Origin of the sequence: Streptomyces sp. NPDC048191, assembly GCF_040652655.1 — a bacterium.
GTDB lineage: Bacteria > Actinomycetota > Actinomycetes > Streptomycetales > Streptomycetaceae > Streptomyces.
The window spans coordinates 1-19,543 of the sequence record NZ_JBEZMO010000030.1 but is presented as its reverse complement, the minus strand read 5'-3'; the positions used below and the strand labels follow the sequence as shown (position 1 = coordinate 19,543).

Here is a 19,543-nt window from a genome sequence, read left to right as displayed (position 1 = left end):
GGCGTCATTGCGGGCCGACCCCGACTCCCCGTAGAACACCGGCCATGAGAAGACGGATAGTCATGTCCATGCTCGCCGGAGCGACCCTCCTGGTGAGCGCGTTCTTCGGCACCGGGGTCGGGGTGGCCCAAGCGGCCGACGTCCCGGCCGAGTTCGGCACCGACTGGCACGACCCGCTCACCGCGGCCCCGCCCGTCGACCGGCCGCACGCCAAGTCCTGTCAGGTCACCCTCGCCGATGCCCGGTTCCGCGACTTCACGCCCTACCGGAGCACGTACACCCCGCCCGAGGGCTGCGGCGACCACTGGAGCAAGGTCGTCCTGCGCCTGGACGGCAAGGTGAAGGGCCGCCAGTACGACCGCCTCGGCTATCTGCACGTCGGCGGGGTCGAGATCCTGCGCACCTCCACACCGGAGCCCTCGCCCGACGGCATCGCATGGCACGTGGAGAAGGACGTCACGCGCTACAGCAACACCTTTCGCAGCGCGCAGGACGTCGAGATGCTCATCGGTAATGTCGTGGACGACACCTACACCGGCGTCATCGACGTGCACGTCACGCTGACCTTCTACGCGGGCCGCCCCGCCGAGCGGACCCCCGACCGGGTCCTCACGCTCGCCGACACACCCGACGGCACGACCCTCACCACCCCGCGCAACAGCGAGCGGATCGTCGCCGAGGTCTACGCGACCGGTTCGGGTGGCGGCTGCGAGGAGTTCTGGTACCTGACCGTGGCCGACCCGGCGTCGTACTCCTGCAAGGCCGATCACGGCCCCTACCGGGAGGTGCAGGTCAGGGTCGACGGCCAACTCGCCGGAATCGCCGCGCCGTTCCCGAACGTCTGGACCGGCGGCTGGTCCAACCCCTTCCTGTGGTACGTGCTTCCGGCGCCGGGTGCCTTCGACGTACGGCCGATCGAGTACGACCTCACGCCCTTCGCGGGCCTGCTCGACGACGGGCGTCCGCACCGTGTCGAGGTCTCCGTCGTCGGTGTGCCGGCCGGCCAGTCGGGCTGGGGCGCGCCGGTGAACGTCCTGGTCTGGCAGGACGCGCACCGCGCCCACGTCACCGGAGCGCTCACCGCGGACAAGGCGACGGACATCACCAACTCCTCCACCTACATGCCCGGTTCGGAGAACCGCGTCAACACCGAGGCAGGACACCGGCTCACCCTGTCCGGATACCTCGACACCTCGCACGGCCGCGTGACCACCACGGTCACCCGGACGCTCGCCAACACCTCGGTCCACCGCTGGACCGACGGCGAGAACACGGACGGGCTGGACGCGACGTGGACCGACGACCAGACGGTCACCGCGGCGGGAGACGGTCCCGCGCGGACCGCGCACACGCACCGGACGTACACCATGAACGGCGCGACGACCATCGGCAGCGACAACCGGCTGCGTACCGTGCTCACGCTCGGCGACCGCGCGTCGGTGGACGAACTGCAGGGGGACCGGCGTACCGCGTGGTCGCGGCTCGACGACACCTACAGTGGCGACGCGTCGTACGCGGTCAACGTCCCGCGCGACCAGCGGCATGCGGTCGGCACGTCGAGCGAGCGCTATCGGCAGTACGGCTCCGACGGCTGCTACGACCGTTCGCTGACCACGGTTCAGGGAGTGCTGACGGAGGACCGCGAGCGCTGTTGAGCGCGGTGGTGTGCACGGCGCCCCTCGCGGCGTGATGGTCACCGCTGTGACACGGGCGTGGCCTCAGCGGGGCTCGATGTCCCCTACGCGCGCCCGTGTCGCAGTCCCTGCGGGTCGTCTCTGCCCTCGCGCCAGGCACCGCCGCCGGGAAACCGTGTCCGGAGCCGACCGCGGACGACGCGGCCGCCTCCGCGATCGCCGGCCCCCGACCCGCCCCGCCCCGCGCGTACCGTCCTCCGTACGCCGGGGGCGGGGCACCGGGCTCAGCAGGTCTTGCCGCCGTCCCCCTCGATCAGGGTGTCCAGCAGCACGCCGAGCACCTGGCGCTCCTTCTCCGTCAACGGGGCGAGGATCTCCTCGGCCGCCAGGCGGCGTGCCCCGCGCAGCTCGCGCAGGGTCGTGCGCCCCTCGTCCGTCAGCTCGATCCGGGTCACCCGCCGGTTCGCCGGATCCGGCACCCGCCGTACCTTCCCGTTCGCCTCCAGACCGTCGACCAGCGTCGTCACCGCGCGCGGCACCACCTCCAGGCGCTCGGCGAGGTCCGCCATGCGCGGGGGTGAGGCGTAGTGCGCGAGGGTGCGCAGCAGCCGGGACTGGGCCGGTGTGACGCCCAGGTCGTGCCGTTCCAGATGGCGTTTCTGGATGCGGTGCACCCGGCGGGTCAGCCGCAGCAACTGCTCGGCGAGCAGGCCGTCGGGATCTGGGGTGGTCATGCGGGAACAATATCAGGATGCCGTTCATTGTGAGTATAGGTAACAATGAGCTACGATCCGTTCGTCATCGTCGGCCGACCTCCGACCGGCGCCCGTTCACCTCCGTAGGAGCCCATGCATCCCGACCGTGAAACGTCCTGGACCCCGCCTGCCGACGCCAAGGAGCAGCCCCGGCAGGTGCGCCGAATCCTGAAGCTCTTCCGTCCCTACCGCGGGCGGCTCGCGATCGTCGGCCTGCTGGTCGGCGCCGCCTCGCTGGTCTCGGTGGCCACGCCGTTCCTGCTCAAGGAGACCCTGGACGTCGCGATACCCCAGGGCCGCACCGGCCTGCTCAGCCTGCTCGCGCTCGGCATGATCCTGAGCGCGGTCCTCTCCAGCGTCTTCGGCGTGCTCCAGACGCTGATCTCGACCACCGTCGGCCAGCGCGTCATGCACGACCTGCGCACCGCCGTCTACGGCCGCCTGCAGCGCATGTCGCTCGCCTTCTTCACGCGCACGCGTACGGGCGAGGTGCAGTCCCGCATCGCCAACGACATCGGCGGTATGCAGGCCACCGTCACCTCCACGGCCACCTCTCTGGTCTCCAACGCCACCAGCGTCGTCGCCACGATCGTCGCGATGGTCGCCCTCGACTGGCGGCTGACCATCGTCTCGCTGCTCCTGCTCCCGGTGTTCGTCTGGATCAGCCGGCGGGTGGGCAAGGAACGCAAGAAGATCACCACCGAGAGGCAGAAACAGATGGCCGCGATGGCGGCCACCGTCACCGAGTCGCTCTCGGTCAGCGGCATCCTGCTCGGCCGGACCATGGGCCGCTCCGACTCGCTCACCGCCTCCTTCGCCGAGGAGTCCGAGCGCCTGGTCGACCTGGAGGTGAGGTCGAACATGGCCGGGCGCTGGCGCATGGCAGTGATCACGATCGTGATGGCCGCGATGCCCGCCGTCATCTACTGGACGGCAGGCCTGGCCTTGCAGTTCGGCGGCCCCAAGGTCTCGCTCGGCACCATCGTGGCCTTCGTCTCGCTCCAGCAGGGACTGTTCCGCCCGGCCGTGAGTCTCCTCGCGACCGGCGTCCAGATCCAGACCTCCCTCGCGCTCTTCCAGCGCATCTTCGAGTATCTGGACCTGCCCATCGACATCACCGAGCGCGCGCGGCCCGTCCATCTCGACCAGGTCAAGGGCGAAGTCCGCTTCGAGGACGTCGAGTTCCGTTACGACAACGACGACAGGACCCGCCCCGTTCTCGACGGCATCGACGTCACCGTGCCGGCGGGCGGCAGCCTCGCCGTCGTCGGCCCGACCGGCGCCGGTAAGTCCACGCTCGGCTATCTGGTGCCCCGCCTCTACGACGTCACCGGCGGCCGCGTCACCCTGGACGGCGTCGACGTCCGGGACCTCGACTTCGACACCCTCGCCCGCGCGGTCGGAGTCGTCTCGCAGGAGACGTACCTCTTCCACGCCTCGGTGGCCGACAACCTCCGCTTCGCCAAACCGGACGCCACCGACGAGGAACTGCACGCGGCGGCCAAGGCCGCGCAGATACACGACCACATAGCCGCGTTGCCCGACGGTTACGAAACGGTCGTCGGTGAACGCGGTCACCGCTTCTCCGGTGGTGAGAAGCAGCGCCTCGCGATCGCCCGCACCATCCTGCGCGATCCGCCGGTGCTCATCCTCGACGAGGCGACCAGCGCGCTCGACACGCGCACGGAGGCCGCCGTCCAGGAGGCGATCGACGCCCTGTCGGCCGACCGCACGACGATCACCATCGCGCACCGCCTGTCCACGATCCGCGACGCCGACCAGATCGTGGTCCTCGAGTCCGGCCGCGTCGCCGAGCGCGGCAGCCACGAAGAGCTGCTGGAGCGGGACGGGCGATACGCCGCACTGGTACGCCGGGACGCGCAGCTGGAACCGACGAGCTGACGCTGCGGCCGACAAGCTGAACATATGCCGGGTTTAAGGGGATATGCGTATTACCGTTCCCGCATGCAGACGCACATTCCGCCGCGGAGCAGGATTCGACTGACACGACGGGGCAGGCTCGCCCTCGTCGTGGCCGGCGCCGTCATGGCCGGCACCGCCGTGGCGGTGCCGCTGCTGACACTGAAGAGCGTTCCCGACGAGACACCGCACGCCGCGCTGGTCGTCCCGGAGGGCTTGCGCGCGAGCCAGGTGTACGACGAGATCGACAAGGCCCTCAAGCTCCCTCCCGGTAGCACGCGCAAGTCCGTCGACAAGGCCGGTCTGAAGCTGCCGGCCGGCGCCCAAGGGAACCCGGAGGGCTATCTGTTCCCGGCGACGTATCCCGTCCGGAACGCAGAGACCCCCGAGTCCCTGCTGCGTTCCATGGTCGAGACCGCCAAGAGGAGGTTCGACACGGCGCCGCACGCGGCCGGAGCGCCACGCAGCGGGATGAACGGGTACCAGATCCTCACCATCGCCAGCATCGTCCAGGCCGAGGCGGCGAAGCCGGACGACATGGGCAAGGTGGCCCGGGTCGTCTTCAACCGGCTGGACCGGGGAATGCCGCTGCAGATGGACTCGACGATCAACTACGCGCTGAACCGCGCCACCGTCCGCACCAGCCAGGACGACACCCGCATCGAGAGCCCCTACAACTCCTACCAGCGCATGGGCCTGCCGCCGACGCCGATCGACAACCCCGGAGTGGAGGCGATGCGCGCCGCGCTCAACCCCCCGCCGGGCGACTGGCTGTACTTCGTCACGGTCAAGCCGGGGGACACCCGCTTCACCTCCGACTACGCGACGCACATGCGCAATGTGGCGGACTTCAACGCCCTGCACCAGGGCGCGGCGCAGGGACGGAGCCCAAGGCCGAGCCCGGGCGGGCCCGCGGTCGTCCGGCAGCGTTCGGCCCGCTGAGCCGGTGGGGCGTCACGCGGCGACCGGCTGCTCCTCGGCCAGCAGCCGCCTGATGTCCCGGACGGCCGAGCGGCCGGCCCGGTTGGCGCCGATGGTGCTGGCCGAGGGGCCGTAGCCGACGAGGTGGACGCGTGGATCGGCCACCGCCCGGGTGCCCTCGACCCGGATCCCGCCGCCCGGCTCACGCAGCCGCAGCGGACGGAGATGGTCCAGCGCCGCCCGGAACCCGGTCGCCCAGAGGATCACATCGGCGGTGACGTGCCGTCCGTCGTTCCACTCCACCCCGTCCGCGGTGACGCGGTCGAACATCGGCTGCCGGTCCAGGACCCCGTTCGCGAGCCCCTGCCGGACGGCGTCGTTGAGGGGCAGCCCGGTGACCGAGACCACACTCCGTGGCGGCAGCCCCTGACGCACCCGCTCCTCCACCAGCGCGACCGCCGCCCGGCCCGCCTCCTGGCCGAACGGGCCTTCGCGGAACACCGGAGGCCGCCGGGTGACCCAGGTCGTCGCGGCCGCGTACGGGGCCAGCTCCAGCAGGTGCTGGGTGCCCGAGGCGCCGCCGCCGACGACCACGACCCGCTGTCCCGCGAACTCCTCGGGCCCCGCGTACTGCGCCGTGTGCAACTGCCGCCCGCGAAAGGTTTCCTGACCGGGATACCGCGGCCAGAAGGGCCGGTCCCAGGTGCCGGTCGCGTTGATCAGCGCCCGGGTCGACCAGGTGCCGTCCGAGGTCTCCACGAGCAGCCGCCCACCGCCCCCGTCCCGTACCGCCCGTACGTCGACGGGGCGTCGCACGCGCAGGTCGAAAGCGCGCTCGTACCGGTCGAAGTACTCGCCGATCACGTCCGCCGAGGGCCGCGCGGGATCGGCGTCGGTCAGCTCCATGCCGGGCAGCGCGTGCATCCCGTGCACCTTGCCGTACGTCAGCGACGGCCACCGGAACTGCCACGCGCCGCCCGGCGCGGGGGAGTGGTCGAGGACCACGAAGTCGCGGTCCGGCGCGAGGCCGGCGCGCCGCAGGTGATAGGCGCCGGACAGCCCGGCCTGACCAGCGCCGATGACGACGACCTCGACCTCACGCAATTCGTTCACGTTTCTACCAACCGGGAAGGCGCGGCGGATCTTCCCGGCGGTTCTGCAGGGCTCCATGGAAGGCTCTGACACCGGCGGCCTGCCAGGGGCCACAGGTCCCCGGAGGGGCCCCCCGAGCCCCTCCGGCCGGCCGGGCGGGTTCCGGTCCCGCCGCCGGGATCGTGTTGCCTTGCCGCCGGTCCGACCGCCCACGCGGGAGAAAAGGGACTTCAGGGCATCGGACATGGGCTGTTCGGCCTCAGCGCCCGGGGACCGGGGGCGCTGCACTGGGAGTGTCGGCAGACGCGACGACCGCCGAGGAGGTACGGCGATGGCCACACTGGCACGGAGGCAGAGGTTCTCGTTCCCGGACATGCCGGACTGGTTCGAGACCATCCCCAGCAAGTTCTCGATGCCCGCTCTGCGCATCGAGGACTACACGGAGGACGACCGGTACGTCATGCGCGCCGAGCTTCCCGGCATGGCGGCCGAGGACATCGACGTCGTCATCAGCGACGGGGTACTCACGGTCGAGGCCGAGCGCACCGAACGGGACATCGACAAGCACCACAGCGAGCTCCGGTACGGCGCGGTAAGCCGCAGCCTGACCCTGCCGCCCGGTGCGGACGAGGACGACGTCCGGGCCGACTACACCGACGGCATGCTCACCATCAGCGTGGGCCTGGGCGCCGAGAAGGCGGAGGCGAAGCACATCGAGATCCGGCACGGCGACTGACACCGGCCGGCGATGGCCGGCGGGCATGCCGACTGCCCCGCCGTCGGCGTGCTCGTCGGCTCGTCCGGGACTGCTGGTGTCGCCCACGTCATCGAGGTCACCCGCATCATCGAGGTCACTCACGTCATCGAGGTGAAGAATCCGCTCGTTCCTTCGTGCGGGCCGGGTTCATCGCCGGTCGCATTCGTGCTGGTCCAGGTGAGTCTCCAGGACGGCCGCCTGGACCCTGCGCCGCACCCCGAGTTCTGCCAGAAGCCGCGAGATGTGGTTCTTGACGGTGTTCTCCGACAGGTACAGCCTCTCGCTGATCTGGCGGTTCGTCAGGCCGTCTCCGATCAGGGCCAGAATGTCCCGTTCGCGGGACGACGGAGCGGCCAGTTCGGACGTCGGCGACGGCACCTCGTCCGGGTCGGTGCGCAGGGAGCGCATGAGCCGTGCGGTCGTCGCGGGGTCCAGCATCGACCGGCCCGAGGCGACGGTGCGCACCGCCGACACCAGGTCGGAGCCCTTGATCTGCTTCAGAACGTATCCCGACGCGCCGGCCATGATGGCGTCCAGCAGAGCCTCATCGTCGTCGAACGAGGTCAGCATCAGACACGCCAGCTCCGGCATCCGGTCGCGCAGCTCCCGGCAGGCGGAGATGCCGTCGCCGACGGGCAGGCGCACGTCGAGGACGGCCACATGGGGGCGCAGGGCGGGGCCCAGGACCAGCGCGTGTTCGGCGGTGTCGGCGTCACCGACCACGGAGATGTCGGGTTCGGCGTCGAGGAGGTCGGCCAGGCCGCGTCGTACGACCTCGTGGTCGTCGAGCAGGAACACCCGGATCGGGTTCCGCTCACTGAAGGTACGTGTCTCAGTCATGACGGCCCCACGTTCTATGGACGGTGACAGACTGCCGCTGCTCCAAAGGTCGGTCATCATGTGTCCGTACCGGTCAGGTCGGGACCGACGGGACCGACCGGCCCCGGCCACCATGCGGCGGAACTCGCTCCGGCTATCGCGTGGCGCTGTCGTGAGCAAGGTCGAATTCCACGCCGACGACCCCTTCGACCGCCCTGATCAGCCGCGCCGCCACCGGGACGAGGGCGGTGTCCCGGATCCGCCCGGTGAGCGTCACGACACCGTCGTTCACCTCCACCCGCACGGCCGACGCAGGCGGCGCGAAGAGGGACGAGGCGATCTCGCGCCGCACCTCCTCGGCGATGGCCTCGTCGTCTCGCAGAAAGACCTTGAGCAGGTCGGCCCGGCTGACGACCCCCGCCAGCAGACCGGTGTCCTCCACCACGGGCAGCCTCTTGACGCCTTCTCGCGCCATGAGGCGCGCGGCCTCGGCGAGGGTGGCGTCGGCCCGGACCGTGACGGCGGGGGAGGACATGAGGTCGCCCGCGGTGCGGGCGTCGGCCTTCGCGACGTCGACCGGCCGGCGCAACTGGAGACAGCCCGCGTCGGGGTCGTCCCGCAGCTCCTCCTTGGGCAGCAGGTCGGCCTCGGAGACCACACCGACCACCCGCCCCTCGCCCTCGATCACGGGCAGGGCGCTGACCCGCCAGTCGTCCATCAGGTCCACGATCTCTTTGAAGGGGGCCCGACGGCCGACAACTGCGACGGTCCGCGTCATGACATCGCTGACGATGAGATGCGTGCCGTACATGGCTACTCCGAAGGAACTCGCTGAACTGTCCGGCACCTTCCAAGGTGTGCCGGGAAACCGGGAAAGCGCCATGGGCCGCCCGGCCCTGGAGCGGACCGTCCGGACCGGAGAGGGTCGGTCGGTCCCCGATGGGGCCGGGTGGCCTCTGACGCCGTCGGCGCCGCGGGTCCACGCTGGTACCGGGAACCTCACCCCGGAGGCGAGACCATGTCCGGAACGATCACCGTAGGCGTCGAAGACACTCCCGAGAGCCGGGCCGCCGCCGAGTGGGCGGCGCGCGAGGCGGTGCTGCGTGGCCTGACCCTCAAGATCGTGTACGTCTCGGAGCCGACTCCCTGGTTCGTGGCCCGGACCCCACTGCTGGACCCCGAGAGGTACCGGCACTGGGCGGAGCAGCTGACACGCGAGACCGCGGAGGGCATCCGGCTTCGCCACCCGGGCATCGAGGTGGTCACCGAGCAGCTCACAGGGACCGTGGCCGACGTCCTGTGCGAGGCCGCGGGCTTCGCGGAGTTGCTGGTGCTGGGGGCACGAGGCCGTGGCGGGCTCGAGGGATTCATGGTCGGCTCGGTCAGCCTGGCCGTAGTGGCCCGCGCCGAGCGTCCCGTGGTACTGGTGCGCGCCGGAGAGGAGGCCGCCGACGAGCACAAGATGGAGCCGGCAGGAGTGCCGTCCGTCGCGGCGCCCTTCCGACCCGTCGTGCTCGGCCTGGACATCGATCAGGCGGACGACACCCTGCTGGAGTTCGCCTTCGACGCCGCCGCACGCCGGAGAGCCCCCCTGCGGGCCGTCCACGCCTGGCCCGAACCGCCGACCTCCTTCTACCGCTTCAGCGGCGACGCCGAACTCTACGACTCGATGGAGCGCGGTCAGGCCGCCCTCCTGGGCAAGGTGCTGCGTCCCTGGAAGGAAAAGTTCCCGGACGTCGAGGTGTCCGAGGCAAGCCGGTGCGGCAGCGCCGCGCAGGTCCTCGTCAACGATTCCCGCGACGCCTCTCTCGTGGTCGTGGGCCGGCGCATCCGCACCAGTTCGTTCGGTGCCCGCATCGGCCATGTCGCCCACGCCGCCCTGCACCACATCGCCGCTCCCGTCGCGGTCGTCGCGCACAGCTGACTCGAAGAGGAGAAACCATGAGTGCGTCGACGGGCCGCCCGGACCGCAGGCGGGGCTCTTCGGCCCATGAGCCCGACCCAGCGCGCCCGCACACGGCGACGGGGGAGAAGGGCGGTTCGTGATCCGCCCTCCCGCACGGCTGTTTCATGTGTGACGGACGCACGAAGGCCCCTCGGCGACGCCGAGGGGCCTTCGTGCGCTCGCCCCACGTCCGGCCGAGGGCCGGGCGTGCGGACTACGGGGTGGGTACCGGCGCCATGCCGTCGTCCGCTTCGGCGGTCGCGCCTCTCTTCAGCAGTGTCTCGGCCGCGTAGGCGCCGGGCCCCAGGCAGGCGATGAGCAGGAACGTCCAGCAGAACATGACGGCCGGCTCGCCTCCGTTGTCGATCGGGAACAGCGCGTTCGACTGGTGGACGCTGAAGTAGGCGTAGGCCATGGACCCGGAACAGACGACGGCCGCCGTCCGTGTGAACAGGCCGAGGGCCACCAAGGTCCCGCCGACCAGTTCGATGACCGCGGCCCACCATCCGGGCCACTGCAGGGTGGGTACGGTACCGCCGCCATGGGCTCCGCCCAGGACGCCGAACAGGGACGCGGCGCCGTGGCAGGCGAACAGAAAACCGGTCACCAGGCGGAACGCGGCCTGCATGACCGGGCGCACGGTGCGTAACGTGGGCGTCGACGAGAAGTTCATGGGGGTTACTCCTCAGGTCGGGAAAGCCTGCCGGCGGTTCAGGCCTTCAGTCATGGACATGACAGTTCACGTGTAGCTCGGGAAGCGGGTGTGCGCCAGCGGCCAGAAGCTCTGAACTTCCTCTGAGGTGTGGCACTTTCAGAAGGTCTGGCGCGACGTCTGCCACGTCGCCGGTTCGAGTGTGGGCTGACCGCACCGCCGTCGGCCGAGGTGAAGCTGAACCGAGTGGGGTCAATGGGGGTCTCGGTTCGTGGACCCCACGTACCGGCAAACGGTCGCGCCACGGAGCGTGCAGACCGGCGTATGGGTCAGGATGGGACCATGCCAGATGCCTTCACCACCCGCACACTGCACGTCTCCACCGGTTCCCGGGAACGCGTCGTCGACCTCACCGGTGACTGCGAGGACTTCCTGCGGGAGGCGGCGGACGGCCGCGACGGCCTGCTCAATCTCTTCGTCCCGCACGCGACGGCCGGGATCGCCGTCATCGAGACGGGCTCCGGCAGTGACGACGACCTCCTCGCCGCCCTGCACACGCTGCTCCCGGCCGACGACCGCTGGCAGCACCGCCACGGCAGTCCCGGCCACGGCCGCGACCACGTTCTCCCGGCCATCGTCCCGCCCCACGCCACACTCCCCGTCATCGGCGGCCGTCTGGAGCTGGGCACCTGGCAGTCGGTCTGCCTGGTCGACACCAACAAGGACAACCCGAACCGTCAGGTGCGGCTGAGCTTCCTCGGCTGACGCAGCGTCGGAACCGCGGGCCTAGGGCGGGGCTGCCGCGTTGTGGTGGAGGCCGGTCACGCTGGTGAGCCGCCGCCCGGGTGCGCCGAGGCCCCCGGCGGCGAGCCAGTTGCCGAGGAGCCCGCGCTCGCGCCGCTGTTGCACGCCGCGCCCGTCAGCGTGAGTGCCGCCGTGGCCGTGGCCAGGCCGAACCGGAGGGCGATCGATGAGCAGGCGTGCGACGTCGGGCCGCCGTGGGCACCCGTTGGCCCTGGATGTACCGGCCTCGGCAGCAGGCGCACGGCCGTAACGGTTGTGAAGCGCTTGGGTAAGGCTTGGGCCGGGCCCTCCCGGGTGGCCAACGACAGTGCCATGATGGGGAGTTATGGCTGAGGGGGATGGTGTGGCCTACCGGGAGATCCGTGTGCGTCTGGACGGGACCGCGAGCGAGCGGGACGTCGCGGCGCTGAAGAAGTGGCTGGAGCGCGAGCCACCGATCGAGACGCGGGTGCACGAGGGCCTCTTGCAGATCCATGAGCGGCCCCGTACGGACGAGGACGGCGCCCCGATGGGCGTGGGCATGGACCTCGTCCTCACCCTGGTCGGCGCGGGGGCAAAGACGATCTTCGACGAGGTGTTGTCCCAGGTCAAACAGGCAGTGGAGGCCTGGAGGAACAATCGCCGCGAGGTGGAGGACGGCGATCCGCCGACCAGCAGCGTCGGACCGGTGCACCCCGACGCGAGGTAGTCCGGTGGACCCCTTCGACCCGCGTGGGCAGGTGAACCGGGCGCTGCTCGTCGGCGTGTCCGACTACGACAACACCGAGCCGCCGCACGGGGTGCCCGGCAGCCTGCCGGCCGTCCGGCACAACCTGACCGAGCTGAGGCGCGCGCTGCTGCTGGGCGGTGTGCTGAGCGAGACGGAGATCGTCGTCTCCGACTCGCCCACCCAGGACGAGTTCGTCGACGCCCTGCACGCCGCCGTCGACGAGGCCAGAGGGCTGCTGCTGGTCTACTTCGCCGGGCACGGTGCCATCCCCAGTGCGGCGGACGAACTGTTCCTGCAACTGCGCAACGCGCGTGTCATCGCGGGCGATCACGCCGTGTTCCGCAGCTCGGAGATGTTCACCGACGTCCTCGGCGTGCTGGGAAGTGCCAAGGCGCGTCACGTGGTGGTGGTTCTCGACTGCTGCTTCGCGGGCAACGCGGCCCGGCTGTGGGAGGCCGAGTCCGGCCGACGGCGCGTTCTGCTGCTGATGAGCGTGCAGGCCAACCACCGCGTCGACGCGGGCGACGACACCTCCCCGACGCCCTTCACCGCCGAGCTCGTCCGACTGCTCGGCGAGGGACGGGAGTGGGGCTTTCAGGACCTTGCAGAGGCGGTGCGCGCCAGGATGAAGGAGGCGGGCCACCGGACGCTGCGCGACGCGAAGTGGGAGCCGCAGAGCAGGACGGAACCGGAGGCGGACGTACTGCTGGCGGTGGCCACAGGCCCGGCAGGGGAGCAGGACCCGGAAGAGGAGCCCAAGTCCGGATCCCCACGCCTGCCTTGGTGGCGCAGGCTCCTCAACGCCATCCGCAACGCCGGCGCCGCCGTCCTGGCCACCCTGGCCGCCTGGGCACGCGCCGCCCGAACCTGGTTCCTCGGCCGCGGCGTCCTCGGGCGCGTCATCGTCATCGCCACCGCGCTCGGCCTGCTCGCCGGCCTCGTCCTCGGCGGTGTCACCGTCTTCGGCGCAGCCCGCGGCGCCTGCGCCCCGCCCCTGGAATTGCGCGTCCTGACCGACCCGGACCTGGAGACCACCGTACGCACGGCCGCGAACGCCTATCTGACGGCGCAGGAGAACACGACCGGTGAGGGCTGCCGTCGTACCGGCATCACCGTCTACAGCGCCCGTGCCGCAGACGCTGTCACCGCGTTGCGCGAGCAGACCGACGCGTGGCAGCAGCCGCGGGACGAGGACACCAACCCGCAGCGGGACGTGGGTCCGCAGCCGGACGTCTGGATTCCGGCCGCCACCACGGACGTGGCGCGGGTCACCGCCGAACAGGACACGCGCGCGTACGCCCAACTGTTCCCGGACGCCGGCCCCTTCGCGTACTCACCGCTCGTGCTGGCCGTGCCGCGGAACCTCGCTGCCGGTACGACGGACGCCGACCGGGTCGGCAGCCCGCTGGCCCGTTTCATGGACGACCTGCACAACAAGGACAAGGGGGCCGAAGTGCGCCGCGCCGAGCCGGAGTTCACCGATGCCGCGCTGCTGGCGACGGTCGGACTGTACGGTACCGGGGCGACCGACGCGGGAGCGGCCGAACAACGGGTCGCCCAAGCCGGGCCGCCCTCGTCCACCGCCGCCGACCTGTTGTGCACGCTGCCCGACGACTACGCGGTGGACAAGCGCACCGCCGCCCTGGCCCCCGAGTTCCTGCTGAAGAGCGGTGTGGGCTGCGACCGTACGACGCGGGTGCCGCGCGTCGCCGAGTACCCCGACGACGTACCCGGCCTGACCCCCACCTTCGTCCGGGTCCGCTGGCGCGACGCCGACCGCGACAGGCAGGCCCGCGAGGCGGCTGTCGCCGGCTTCCGTGAGTGGCTGACCGGCAGGCAGGGGCTCGCCGCGTTCGCCGACGCCGGTTTCCGCTCGACCGGGGAGGGCCACGCCCTGCTCGACACCAAGCACGTCGGCGGCGGCATCGTGAGCGTTCCCGGTCCGCTGCCCGAGACGACCGGACAGCAGGCGATGGACACGGTTCTGACGGAGTACCGCGGCGCCAACGGACCCGGCAGGGTGCTGTTCCTGCTGGACGGTTCGGGTTCGATGGGTGCCTGGTGGGACGGCCCGAGCGGTGGCCCCGGCCTCGTGAAGCAGTCGCTCGTCGGACTCGGCGACCAGGACGAGTACGGCGTGTGGGAGGTGGCCGGCACCGCCGGAGCGGCCAACCACACCGTCCTGCTGCCCTTCGACCGCCATCGCCGTACGGACGCCGAGCACACCATCGACAAGAGGGCCGTCGTGCGGGACGCCGAGGCCGACCCGCACGCGGCGCTGCTGGCCGCGCTCGACGAGATGGCGCACCGCGGCATCGACGACGACTACCCTCAGCTGATCGTCTACATCACCGACGACGAGGACAACAACCGCCTCACGGGCGCCGGCCTCGACGACGTCCTGAAGAAGGCACGCGCGGTGAACGTGCCGGTCGCCATGGTGTCCCTCGCGGGCGGCGGCTGCGCCGCGGGCCAGGCCGACGCGCGGGTCTCCCAGGCGAGCGGCGGACGGTGTCTGGACGCGGGCGGCGACCTCGGGGCCGGCCTCAAGGACGAAGTGTCGCGCACCGGGACGGGTGAGGGCTGATGAGAAACGCAGGTGCGTCGGTGGTTCGCCGCCTGAGCGTCCTCCTCGCGCTGCTGCTGTCGGCCGCCTGCACGAGCGGCGGCGGGAACGGGACGACCTCGGCGCCCGCCGACACGCCCGGCGAGATCGTGGTCGCCAGCGGGCGGGACGTCACCGGCAAGAACGGCATTCGCCAGCAGCTCATCGACGCCTGGAACCGGCAGCAGGAGAAGGAGGGCAGCAACTACCGGGCCCGCCTGGTGGAGCTGCCCGGCTCCACCGACGAACAGCGCAGCCAGCTCCTGGGCGCCCTGCAGTCGGGCAGCGCCCACTACGACGTCGTCAACCTCGACGTGACCTGGGTACCGGAGTTCGCCGAGGCACATCTCGTGCGGGCGCTGCCGGACTCGGCGATCGACACCGGCGATGTCATCAAGTCGGTGGCGGACACGGCACGTTGGGGCGGCAAGGTGTACGCGGTGCCGTTCAACAGCGACGTCGGACTGCTCTACTACCGCCGCGACTACCTCCGCGAGGCCGGGGTCCAGCACACCGACCTGAGCGGCGGGCTCACCTGGGACCGGATGCGGGAGCTGATCGACAGCATCGAGGGCCACCCGCCGAAGGGCTACGAGAAGGGCTGGACGACGCAGCTCGCCGGGTACGAGGGCCGTACGGTGAACGCCGTCGAGGCGTTCGCGTCGGCCGTTCCCGACTTCGCACTCACCAACTCCTCCGGCCACTACACCGCCACAGTCGACCAGCTGACCGCCGGGGTGGCCGAACTGCGCCGCCGCACCGAGCCGGCGTACACCCTCGACAACGCCGTCCACTCCGACGAGACCACCTCGCTCAACGATTTCGCCGACGGCAGGACGGCCTTCCTGCGCCACTGGCCGTATGCCTACCGCACGCTCCACCAGACCTTCGGCACCGGGCAGCTCGGCGTGGCCCCGCTGCCCGGACGTGCCGTGCTCGGCGGCCAGGACCTGGCGGTGACGCAGGCGTCGGAGCGGCCTGGCAAGGCGTCCGAACTGATCAGTTTCCTCACCGGCAAAGAGAGCGAACGCTGCTTGCTGGACGCCGGTTTCGCCGCCACCCGGCAGAGTGCGTACGTCGACGACGGCGTGACCTGCGCGTCCGCGAGGCCCTCGGGCGTCGGCCCGACGACCACGCCCTCGGCCTCGCCGACCGGCGAGCAGACCGACCGCATGCCCCGCGACACCGCCGGCCGCCCCGCCTACGCCCGCACCATCCTCCTCCCGTCTCTCCAGCACGCCCTCCAACGCCCACGCACCCCGCTGTACGGAGCCTTCACCCAGACCTTCGACGCCCAACTGGGCCCCCTCTTCGGCTCCAGTCCGCCGAGCGACACGGAACTGGCGAAGAGCCTGGACCGGGCGCTGCGGAGGGCGTTGCCGAACTGAGGGCCACGCGCGCGCACAGCGGAGGTGACCCCGCATCGTCTCAGCGCTGTGCCGGCACGTCCCAGCGGACGCGCAGAGCCGGGGGCTTCCGGAAGACCAGGCCCTTGGGCGTGCTGGGCGAGGCCGAGTCGAGCCGCAGGCCGTGGAGACGGTCGAGGAGCGCGAGGAGGCAGGCGCGGGTTTCCAGGCGGGCGAGGTGGGCGCCCAGACAGAAGTGCGGGCCGTGCGCGAAGGCAAGCTGGAGGCGGGAGTTGTCCCGCCGCAGGTCGAAACGGTCGGGGTCCTGGAAGATCTCGGGATCGCGGTTCGCGCCGGCGAGCGAGACGACCACCAGATCACCACGCCTCACGTCCGCGCCGCCGATCGTCACGTCGGCGGTCGCGTAGCGGTCCACGACCGTCGCGGCGGGCTCCAGGCGGAGCGATTCCTCGATCGCCGCGTCGACCAGGTCTGGGTCGGCCCGCACGAGGGCGAGTTGACCAGGGTGTGCCAGCAAGTGCAGTACGGCGTTGGCGATCATGCCCTCGGTGGTCTCGATACCGCCGAACATCAGCACGGCAGCGTTGGCGACCACCTCCGGCAGCTTCAGACGTTCGCTCCCGGCCACCCTGACCAGTAGCGACGCCTCGCTTCCTGCCGCGACCGTCGCCTCGACCCTTCCCCGCAGCTGGTCGAACGCCGCCGCCCCGGCGGGGTTCGCCGGCAGCCCGGCGGTGATGTCGGAGACCGCGCTCACGATGGCGTCGTACCAGGACAGCACCGCCTCGGCACCCGCGCCGACCAGACCCAGCGACTCCGCAACGACGGCGACGGCCAGCGGCCCGGCCACCTCCCGGCGCAGTTCGGCGCTGCCACGCGGCCGAATGCCTTCCACGAGCCGGGCGGCTTCCTGCTCCACGAACCCCGCGAACCGGTCGTGGACGTCTTGCGCGCGGAAGGGGTCGGTGAACGGGGCGCGGTGCCGTTTGTGCTCGGTGCCGTCCACGGAGAGCATGCTCGGGCCGACCACCCGCGCGGTGGAGAAGCGGGGGTCGTCCACCGTGAAGGTCGCCGCGTCCCGCATCACACGCAGTGCGATGTCACGCCGGGTCACAAGCCAGCCGCCCAGCAAGGGGAGCCACGAAACCGGTTCGCTGGCGCGCAGCAGGGCCAGCCGGGGGTGCGGGTCGTCCTCCAGCTCGCTGAGCGTGGTCGCGGAGCCGAGCGGAAACCGGTGCGCTCTCGCCATGGAAGCTCTCCCTGTTCCCGTTCCTGGATTCCGGCTGCCCCGGCCCACTGAGAGCGTATGCGTCTCTACGACGGGGGACGTCCAACCCCGTTGCGTGAAAAGGAATTTCGTGGCCTGCTCTCGACGCCGGTACGGTCCGGCCCATGGAGCGGATTTTTCAGACGGCCGAAGAACTCGCGGCTGCCTTGCGTGCCGGTGAGGTGACCTCGGTGGAACTGACCGACGAGGTGATCGCTCGAATCGAGCGGGACGACAAGGCGATCAACGCGATCTGTGTGCCGGACTTCGACCGCGCACGGGCCGCCGCGCGCGGTGCCGACAAAGCGCGCGCCCGCGGTGAGGACGGGCCGTTGCTCGGCATCCCGGTGACGGTCAAGGAGTCCTACAACGTCGCCGGGCTGCCCACGACCTGGGGCATGCCGCCGCACCGGAACTACCTGCCGGCCGAGGACGCGGTGCAGGTGTTGCGGCTCAGGGCCGCAGGCGCGGTGGTGCTCGGCAAGACCAATGTGCCCCTGGGGCTGCAAGACGTGCAGAGCTTCAACGAGATCTACGGCACCACCAACAACCCTTGGGATCACGGTCGCACGTCGGGTGGATCCTCCGGCGGATCAGCGGCGGCCCTGGCGTCCGGATTCGGCGCCCTGTCCATCGGCTCCGACCTCGCCGGTTCGCTGCGCACCCCCGCACATTTCTGCGGTGTCTACGCACACAAGCCGAGCCTCGGGCTGGCTCCGAACCGTGGGATGGTCGCGCCGTCCGCGCCGGCACTGCCGGTCGACCTCGACCTCGCGGTCGTCGGTCCGATGGCGCGCAGTGCCCGCGACCTGACCCTCCTGCTCGACGTCATGGCCGGACCGGATCCGCTGACGCTCGGTGTGGCGTACGACCTGAAGCTGCCGCCCGCGCGCCACGAGCGGCTCGGCGACTTCCGGGTCCTGGTCCTCGACGAGCACCCGATGATTCCGACCGGGTCCGCTGTGCGGGCGGCCGTGAACCGGGTTGCCGACGCGCTTGCCGACGGCGGCGCCCACGTCGAACGGCACAGTCCGCTGCTCCCCGATCTGGCCGAAGCCGCGGAGCTGTACATGCACTTGCTGATTTCGGGCTCCACCGCACGTTTTCCTGTCGAACCGTACGAGCAGCTTCGCGCCCGTGCCGCCGGACTGAGCCCGGACGACCGGAGTCTCGATGCCGCGCGGCTGCGCGGAATGGTGTTCAGTCACCGTGACTGGGTCGAGACGAACAACCGTCGCGAGCTCCACCGCCACGGCTGGCGGCAGCTCTTCGCCGAGTTCGACGCCGTGGTGTCGCCGGTCACACCCACTCCCGCGTTCCCGCACGACCACAGTCCCGATCCGAGGGAGCGCCGGATCGACATCGACGGCGTCGAGTACCCCTACTTCGACCAGTTGGTCTGGGCCGGTCTGGCCACCATGCCCGGCCTGCCCGCCACCGCCGTACCAGCGGGCCGGTCCCCCGAGGGCCTGCCGGTGGGAGTGCAGCTCATCGGTCCGATGTTCGGGGACCGCACCCCGCTTCGGCTGGCTGAACTGCTCGAGCAGAGGATGGGCGGCTTCCAGCCACCCGAGTAGGGCGTACCGACCCCTCATGGAGGGGGAGACGCCCACGCGATTCGCCGCCCTGAGCTCGCTTCCAGGGCGGAGAACAGCGACGTCAGATCGATGTGAGGTGGTTGGTCCGCTTTCAGTCGCAGGCCCCTCAGGGGGCCTGATGGTGCCGTGTCCGGGCAGGGCTACAGCTTGGTCATCTTGGCGTACGGGCTCAAGATCCGCATTTGGGACGATCCGAAGTCCACGAGAGCCGCGATTCCGTCCTCGATGCCGATCACTCGGCCGAGTCCGTACACGTCGTGCGTGACCTGGTCGCCCACCGCGAAGTGCTTGGGGGCGGGCGTGACCGGGGCCTTGAAGGGGCTGGTGGGCAGATGGCGTTTGGGTGCAGCAGGCTTTGTCATTGTCTCCAGTATGCGCCTACGCACTGCCCTGAGGGTGACTCTCAGGGGCAGAAGTAGTTGAACGCTGGACTCACTCCGGTGTGCGCTGAGCCCGCCGACCGGTCGGAAGACGGACGGGGTCGGGCGGTTCGGCCTCACAGACGACCGAACCGCCCGTACCCTTCGTGTTGTCTACGGCGTCACATAGCGGGCGCCAAACCATGGAGGCAATACCTCGTGCTGATCGCTCAGCGTCCGTCACTGACCGAAGAGGTCGTCGACGAGTTCCGCTCCCGGTTCGTGATCGAGCCGCTGGAGCCGGGCTTCGGCTACACCCTCGGCAACTCTCTCCGTCGT

The 19,543-nt window shown here is 70.8% G+C and carries 18 protein-coding genes and 1 pseudogene; 11 read left to right on the top strand and 8 right to left on the bottom strand.

The genetic code is table 11. The features are described 5' to 3' along the window. Positions 1–44: 44 nt before the first annotated feature. Entirely contained in the window at positions 45–1,655 is a 1,611-nt protein-coding gene (locus AB0D93_RS33400) for a peptide-N4-asparagine amidase (RefSeq protein ID WP_362127651.1), read from the top strand. Positions 1,656–1,918: 263 nt separating this feature from the next. On the opposite strand, the gene AB0D93_RS33395 is transcribed toward AB0D93_RS33400, so the two are convergent. Continuing rightward, positions 1,919–2,368 (bottom strand): MarR family transcriptional regulator, encoded by a 450-nt coding sequence (locus AB0D93_RS33395; protein WP_362127648.1) that lies wholly within the window; start codon positions 2,366–2,368, stop codon positions 1,919–1,921. 114 nt (positions 2,369–2,482) lie between these two features. Between AB0D93_RS33395 and AB0D93_RS33390 the strand changes: the two genes are divergently transcribed. Beyond that, positions 2,483–4,291 carry an ABC transporter ATP-binding protein gene (locus tag AB0D93_RS33390; RefSeq protein ID WP_362127645.1) on the top strand — a complete coding sequence of 603 codons (1,809 nt, stop codon included), beginning with the start codon at positions 2,483–2,485 and terminating at the stop codon, positions 4,289–4,291. 63 nt (positions 4,292–4,354) lie between these two features. After that, entirely contained in the window at positions 4,355–5,251 is an 897-nt protein-coding gene (mltG, locus tag AB0D93_RS33385; RefSeq protein ID WP_362127642.1) for an endolytic transglycosylase MltG, read from the top strand. A 12-nt stretch (positions 5,252–5,263) separates the two neighbouring features. Here mltG and AB0D93_RS33380 read toward each other — a convergent pair whose 3' ends face one another. Next, positions 5,264–6,343, bottom strand: coding sequence for an NAD(P)-binding domain-containing protein (locus tag AB0D93_RS33380; RefSeq protein ID WP_362127639.1), 1,080 nt, complete (start codon positions 6,341–6,343; stop codon positions 5,264–5,266). A gap of 310 nt (positions 6,344–6,653) precedes the next feature. Between AB0D93_RS33380 and AB0D93_RS33375 the strand changes: the two genes are divergently transcribed. Next, positions 6,654–7,058, top strand: a complete 405-nt coding sequence (locus AB0D93_RS33375) for an Hsp20/alpha crystallin family protein (protein WP_362127636.1) — start codon at positions 6,654–6,656, stop codon at positions 7,056–7,058. A gap of 168 nt (positions 7,059–7,226) precedes the next feature. Here AB0D93_RS33375 and AB0D93_RS33370 read toward each other — a convergent pair whose 3' ends face one another. Then, complete coding sequence (locus AB0D93_RS33370; protein WP_362127633.1) at positions 7,227–7,919, bottom strand: response regulator transcription factor; 693 nt, start codon at positions 7,917–7,919, stop codon at positions 7,227–7,229. A gap of 133 nt (positions 7,920–8,052) precedes the next feature. Further along, positions 8,053–8,709 (bottom strand): CBS domain-containing protein, encoded by a 657-nt coding sequence (locus tag AB0D93_RS33365; protein WP_362127630.1) that lies wholly within the window; start codon positions 8,707–8,709, stop codon positions 8,053–8,055. Between the two features lie 207 nt (positions 8,710–8,916). Here AB0D93_RS33365 and AB0D93_RS33360 point away from each other — a divergent pair, with 207 nt between their 5' ends. Further along, positions 8,917–9,822 (top strand): universal stress protein, encoded by a 906-nt coding sequence (locus AB0D93_RS33360; protein ID WP_362127627.1) that lies wholly within the window; start codon positions 8,917–8,919, stop codon positions 9,820–9,822. Between the two features lie 235 nt (positions 9,823–10,057). On the opposite strand, the gene AB0D93_RS33355 is transcribed toward AB0D93_RS33360, so the two are convergent. Beyond that, entirely contained in the window at positions 10,058–10,516 is a 459-nt protein-coding gene (locus AB0D93_RS33355; RefSeq protein WP_362127624.1) for a DoxX family protein, read from the bottom strand. A gap of 321 nt (positions 10,517–10,837) precedes the next feature. On the opposite strand from AB0D93_RS33355, the gene AB0D93_RS33350 reads away from it, so the two are divergent. After that, positions 10,838–11,260 (top strand): YjbQ family protein, encoded by a 423-nt coding sequence (locus AB0D93_RS33350; RefSeq protein WP_362127621.1) that lies wholly within the window; start codon positions 10,838–10,840, stop codon positions 11,258–11,260. A gap of 21 nt (positions 11,261–11,281) precedes the next feature. On the opposite strand, the gene AB0D93_RS33345 is transcribed toward AB0D93_RS33350, so the two are convergent. Continuing rightward, on the bottom strand, positions 11,282–11,404 hold the full coding sequence (locus tag AB0D93_RS33345; RefSeq protein WP_362127618.1) for a hypothetical protein: 123 nt from the start codon (positions 11,402–11,404) through the stop codon (positions 11,282–11,284). 220 nt (positions 11,405–11,624) lie between these two features. Between AB0D93_RS33345 and AB0D93_RS33340 the strand changes: the two genes are divergently transcribed. From AB0D93_RS33340 to AB0D93_RS33330, 3 genes are read left to right on the top strand one after another with little or no spacing between them, the layout of a single operon-like run. Further along, a complete protein-coding gene (locus tag AB0D93_RS33340; protein ID WP_362127615.1) occupies positions 11,625–11,987 on the top strand; it encodes a hypothetical protein in 363 nt (120 codons plus the stop codon). Positions 11,988–11,991: 4 nt separating this feature from the next. Then, positions 11,992–14,595, top strand: coding sequence for a substrate-binding domain-containing protein (locus AB0D93_RS33335; RefSeq protein ID WP_362127612.1), 2,604 nt, complete (start codon positions 11,992–11,994; stop codon positions 14,593–14,595). Further along, the gene (locus AB0D93_RS33330) at positions 14,595–16,001 is read left to right on the top strand and encodes an extracellular solute-binding protein (protein WP_362127609.1); all 1,407 of its coding nucleotides are present in this window, start codon (positions 14,595–14,597) and stop codon (positions 15,999–16,001) included. Before AB0D93_RS33335 ends, AB0D93_RS33330 begins: the two co-directional genes overlap by 1 nt. Before the next feature lie 40 nt (positions 16,002–16,041). Here the strand turns inward: AB0D93_RS33330 and AB0D93_RS33325 are convergent, their stop codons facing one another. After that, on the bottom strand, positions 16,042–17,229 hold the full coding sequence (locus AB0D93_RS33325) for a cytochrome P450 (protein ID WP_362127606.1): 1,188 nt from the start codon (positions 17,227–17,229) through the stop codon (positions 16,042–16,044). A 143-nt stretch (positions 17,230–17,372) separates the two neighbouring features. Between AB0D93_RS33325 and AB0D93_RS33320 the strand changes: the two genes are divergently transcribed. Continuing rightward, complete coding sequence (locus tag AB0D93_RS33320; RefSeq protein ID WP_362127603.1) at positions 17,373–18,824, top strand: amidase; 1,452 nt, start codon at positions 17,373–17,375, stop codon at positions 18,822–18,824. Positions 18,825–18,985: 161 nt separating this feature from the next. Here the strand turns inward: AB0D93_RS33320 and AB0D93_RS33315 are convergent, their stop codons facing one another. Continuing rightward, entirely contained in the window at positions 18,986–19,207 is a 222-nt protein-coding gene (locus AB0D93_RS33315) for a hypothetical protein (RefSeq protein WP_362127600.1), read from the bottom strand. Between the two features lie 216 nt (positions 19,208–19,423). Between AB0D93_RS33315 and AB0D93_RS33310 the strand changes: the two are divergent. Next, positions 19,424–19,543 (top strand): annotated as a pseudogene (locus AB0D93_RS33310) (DNA-directed RNA polymerase subunit alpha); the annotation flags it as partial.

What these genes read in the sequence shown, in the direction of transcription:
- AB0D93_RS33400 (WP_362127651.1), top strand. Translation starts at nt 45, where the DNA reads ATGAGAAGACGGATAGTCATGTCCATGCTCGCCGGAGCGACCCTCCTG.
- AB0D93_RS33395 (WP_362127648.1), bottom strand. Translation starts at nt 2,368, where the DNA reads ATGACCACCCCAGATCCCGACGGCCTGCTCGCCGAGCAGTTGCTGCGG.
- AB0D93_RS33390 (WP_362127645.1), top strand. Translation starts at nt 2,483, where the DNA reads ATGCATCCCGACCGTGAAACGTCCTGGACCCCGCCTGCCGACGCCAAG.
- mltG (WP_362127642.1), top strand. Translation starts at nt 4,355, where the DNA reads ATGCAGACGCACATTCCGCCGCGGAGCAGGATTCGACTGACACGACGG.
- AB0D93_RS33375 (WP_362127636.1), top strand. Translation starts at nt 6,654, where the DNA reads ATGGCCACACTGGCACGGAGGCAGAGGTTCTCGTTCCCGGACATGCCG.
- AB0D93_RS33370 (WP_362127633.1), bottom strand. Translation starts at nt 7,919, where the DNA reads ATGACTGAGACACGTACCTTCAGTGAGCGGAACCCGATCCGGGTGTTC.
- AB0D93_RS33365 (WP_362127630.1), bottom strand. Translation starts at nt 8,709, where the DNA reads ATGTACGGCACGCATCTCATCGTCAGCGATGTCATGACGCGGACCGTC.
- AB0D93_RS33360 (WP_362127627.1), top strand. Translation starts at nt 8,917, where the DNA reads ATGTCCGGAACGATCACCGTAGGCGTCGAAGACACTCCCGAGAGCCGG.
- AB0D93_RS33355 (WP_362127624.1), bottom strand. Translation starts at nt 10,516, where the DNA reads ATGAACTTCTCGTCGACGCCCACGTTACGCACCGTGCGCCCGGTCATG.
- AB0D93_RS33350 (WP_362127621.1), top strand. Translation starts at nt 10,838, where the DNA reads ATGCCAGATGCCTTCACCACCCGCACACTGCACGTCTCCACCGGTTCC.
- AB0D93_RS33340 (WP_362127615.1), top strand. Translation starts at nt 11,625, where the DNA reads ATGGCTGAGGGGGATGGTGTGGCCTACCGGGAGATCCGTGTGCGTCTG.
- AB0D93_RS33330 (WP_362127609.1), top strand. Translation starts at nt 14,595, where the DNA reads ATGAGAAACGCAGGTGCGTCGGTGGTTCGCCGCCTGAGCGTCCTCCTC.
- AB0D93_RS33325 (WP_362127606.1), bottom strand. Translation starts at nt 17,229, where the DNA reads ATGGCGAGAGCGCACCGGTTTCCGCTCGGCTCCGCGACCACGCTCAGC.
- AB0D93_RS33320 (WP_362127603.1), top strand. Translation starts at nt 17,373, where the DNA reads ATGGAGCGGATTTTTCAGACGGCCGAAGAACTCGCGGCTGCCTTGCGT.
- AB0D93_RS33315 (WP_362127600.1), bottom strand. Translation starts at nt 19,207, where the DNA reads ATGACAAAGCCTGCTGCACCCAAACGCCATCTGCCCACCAGCCCCTTC.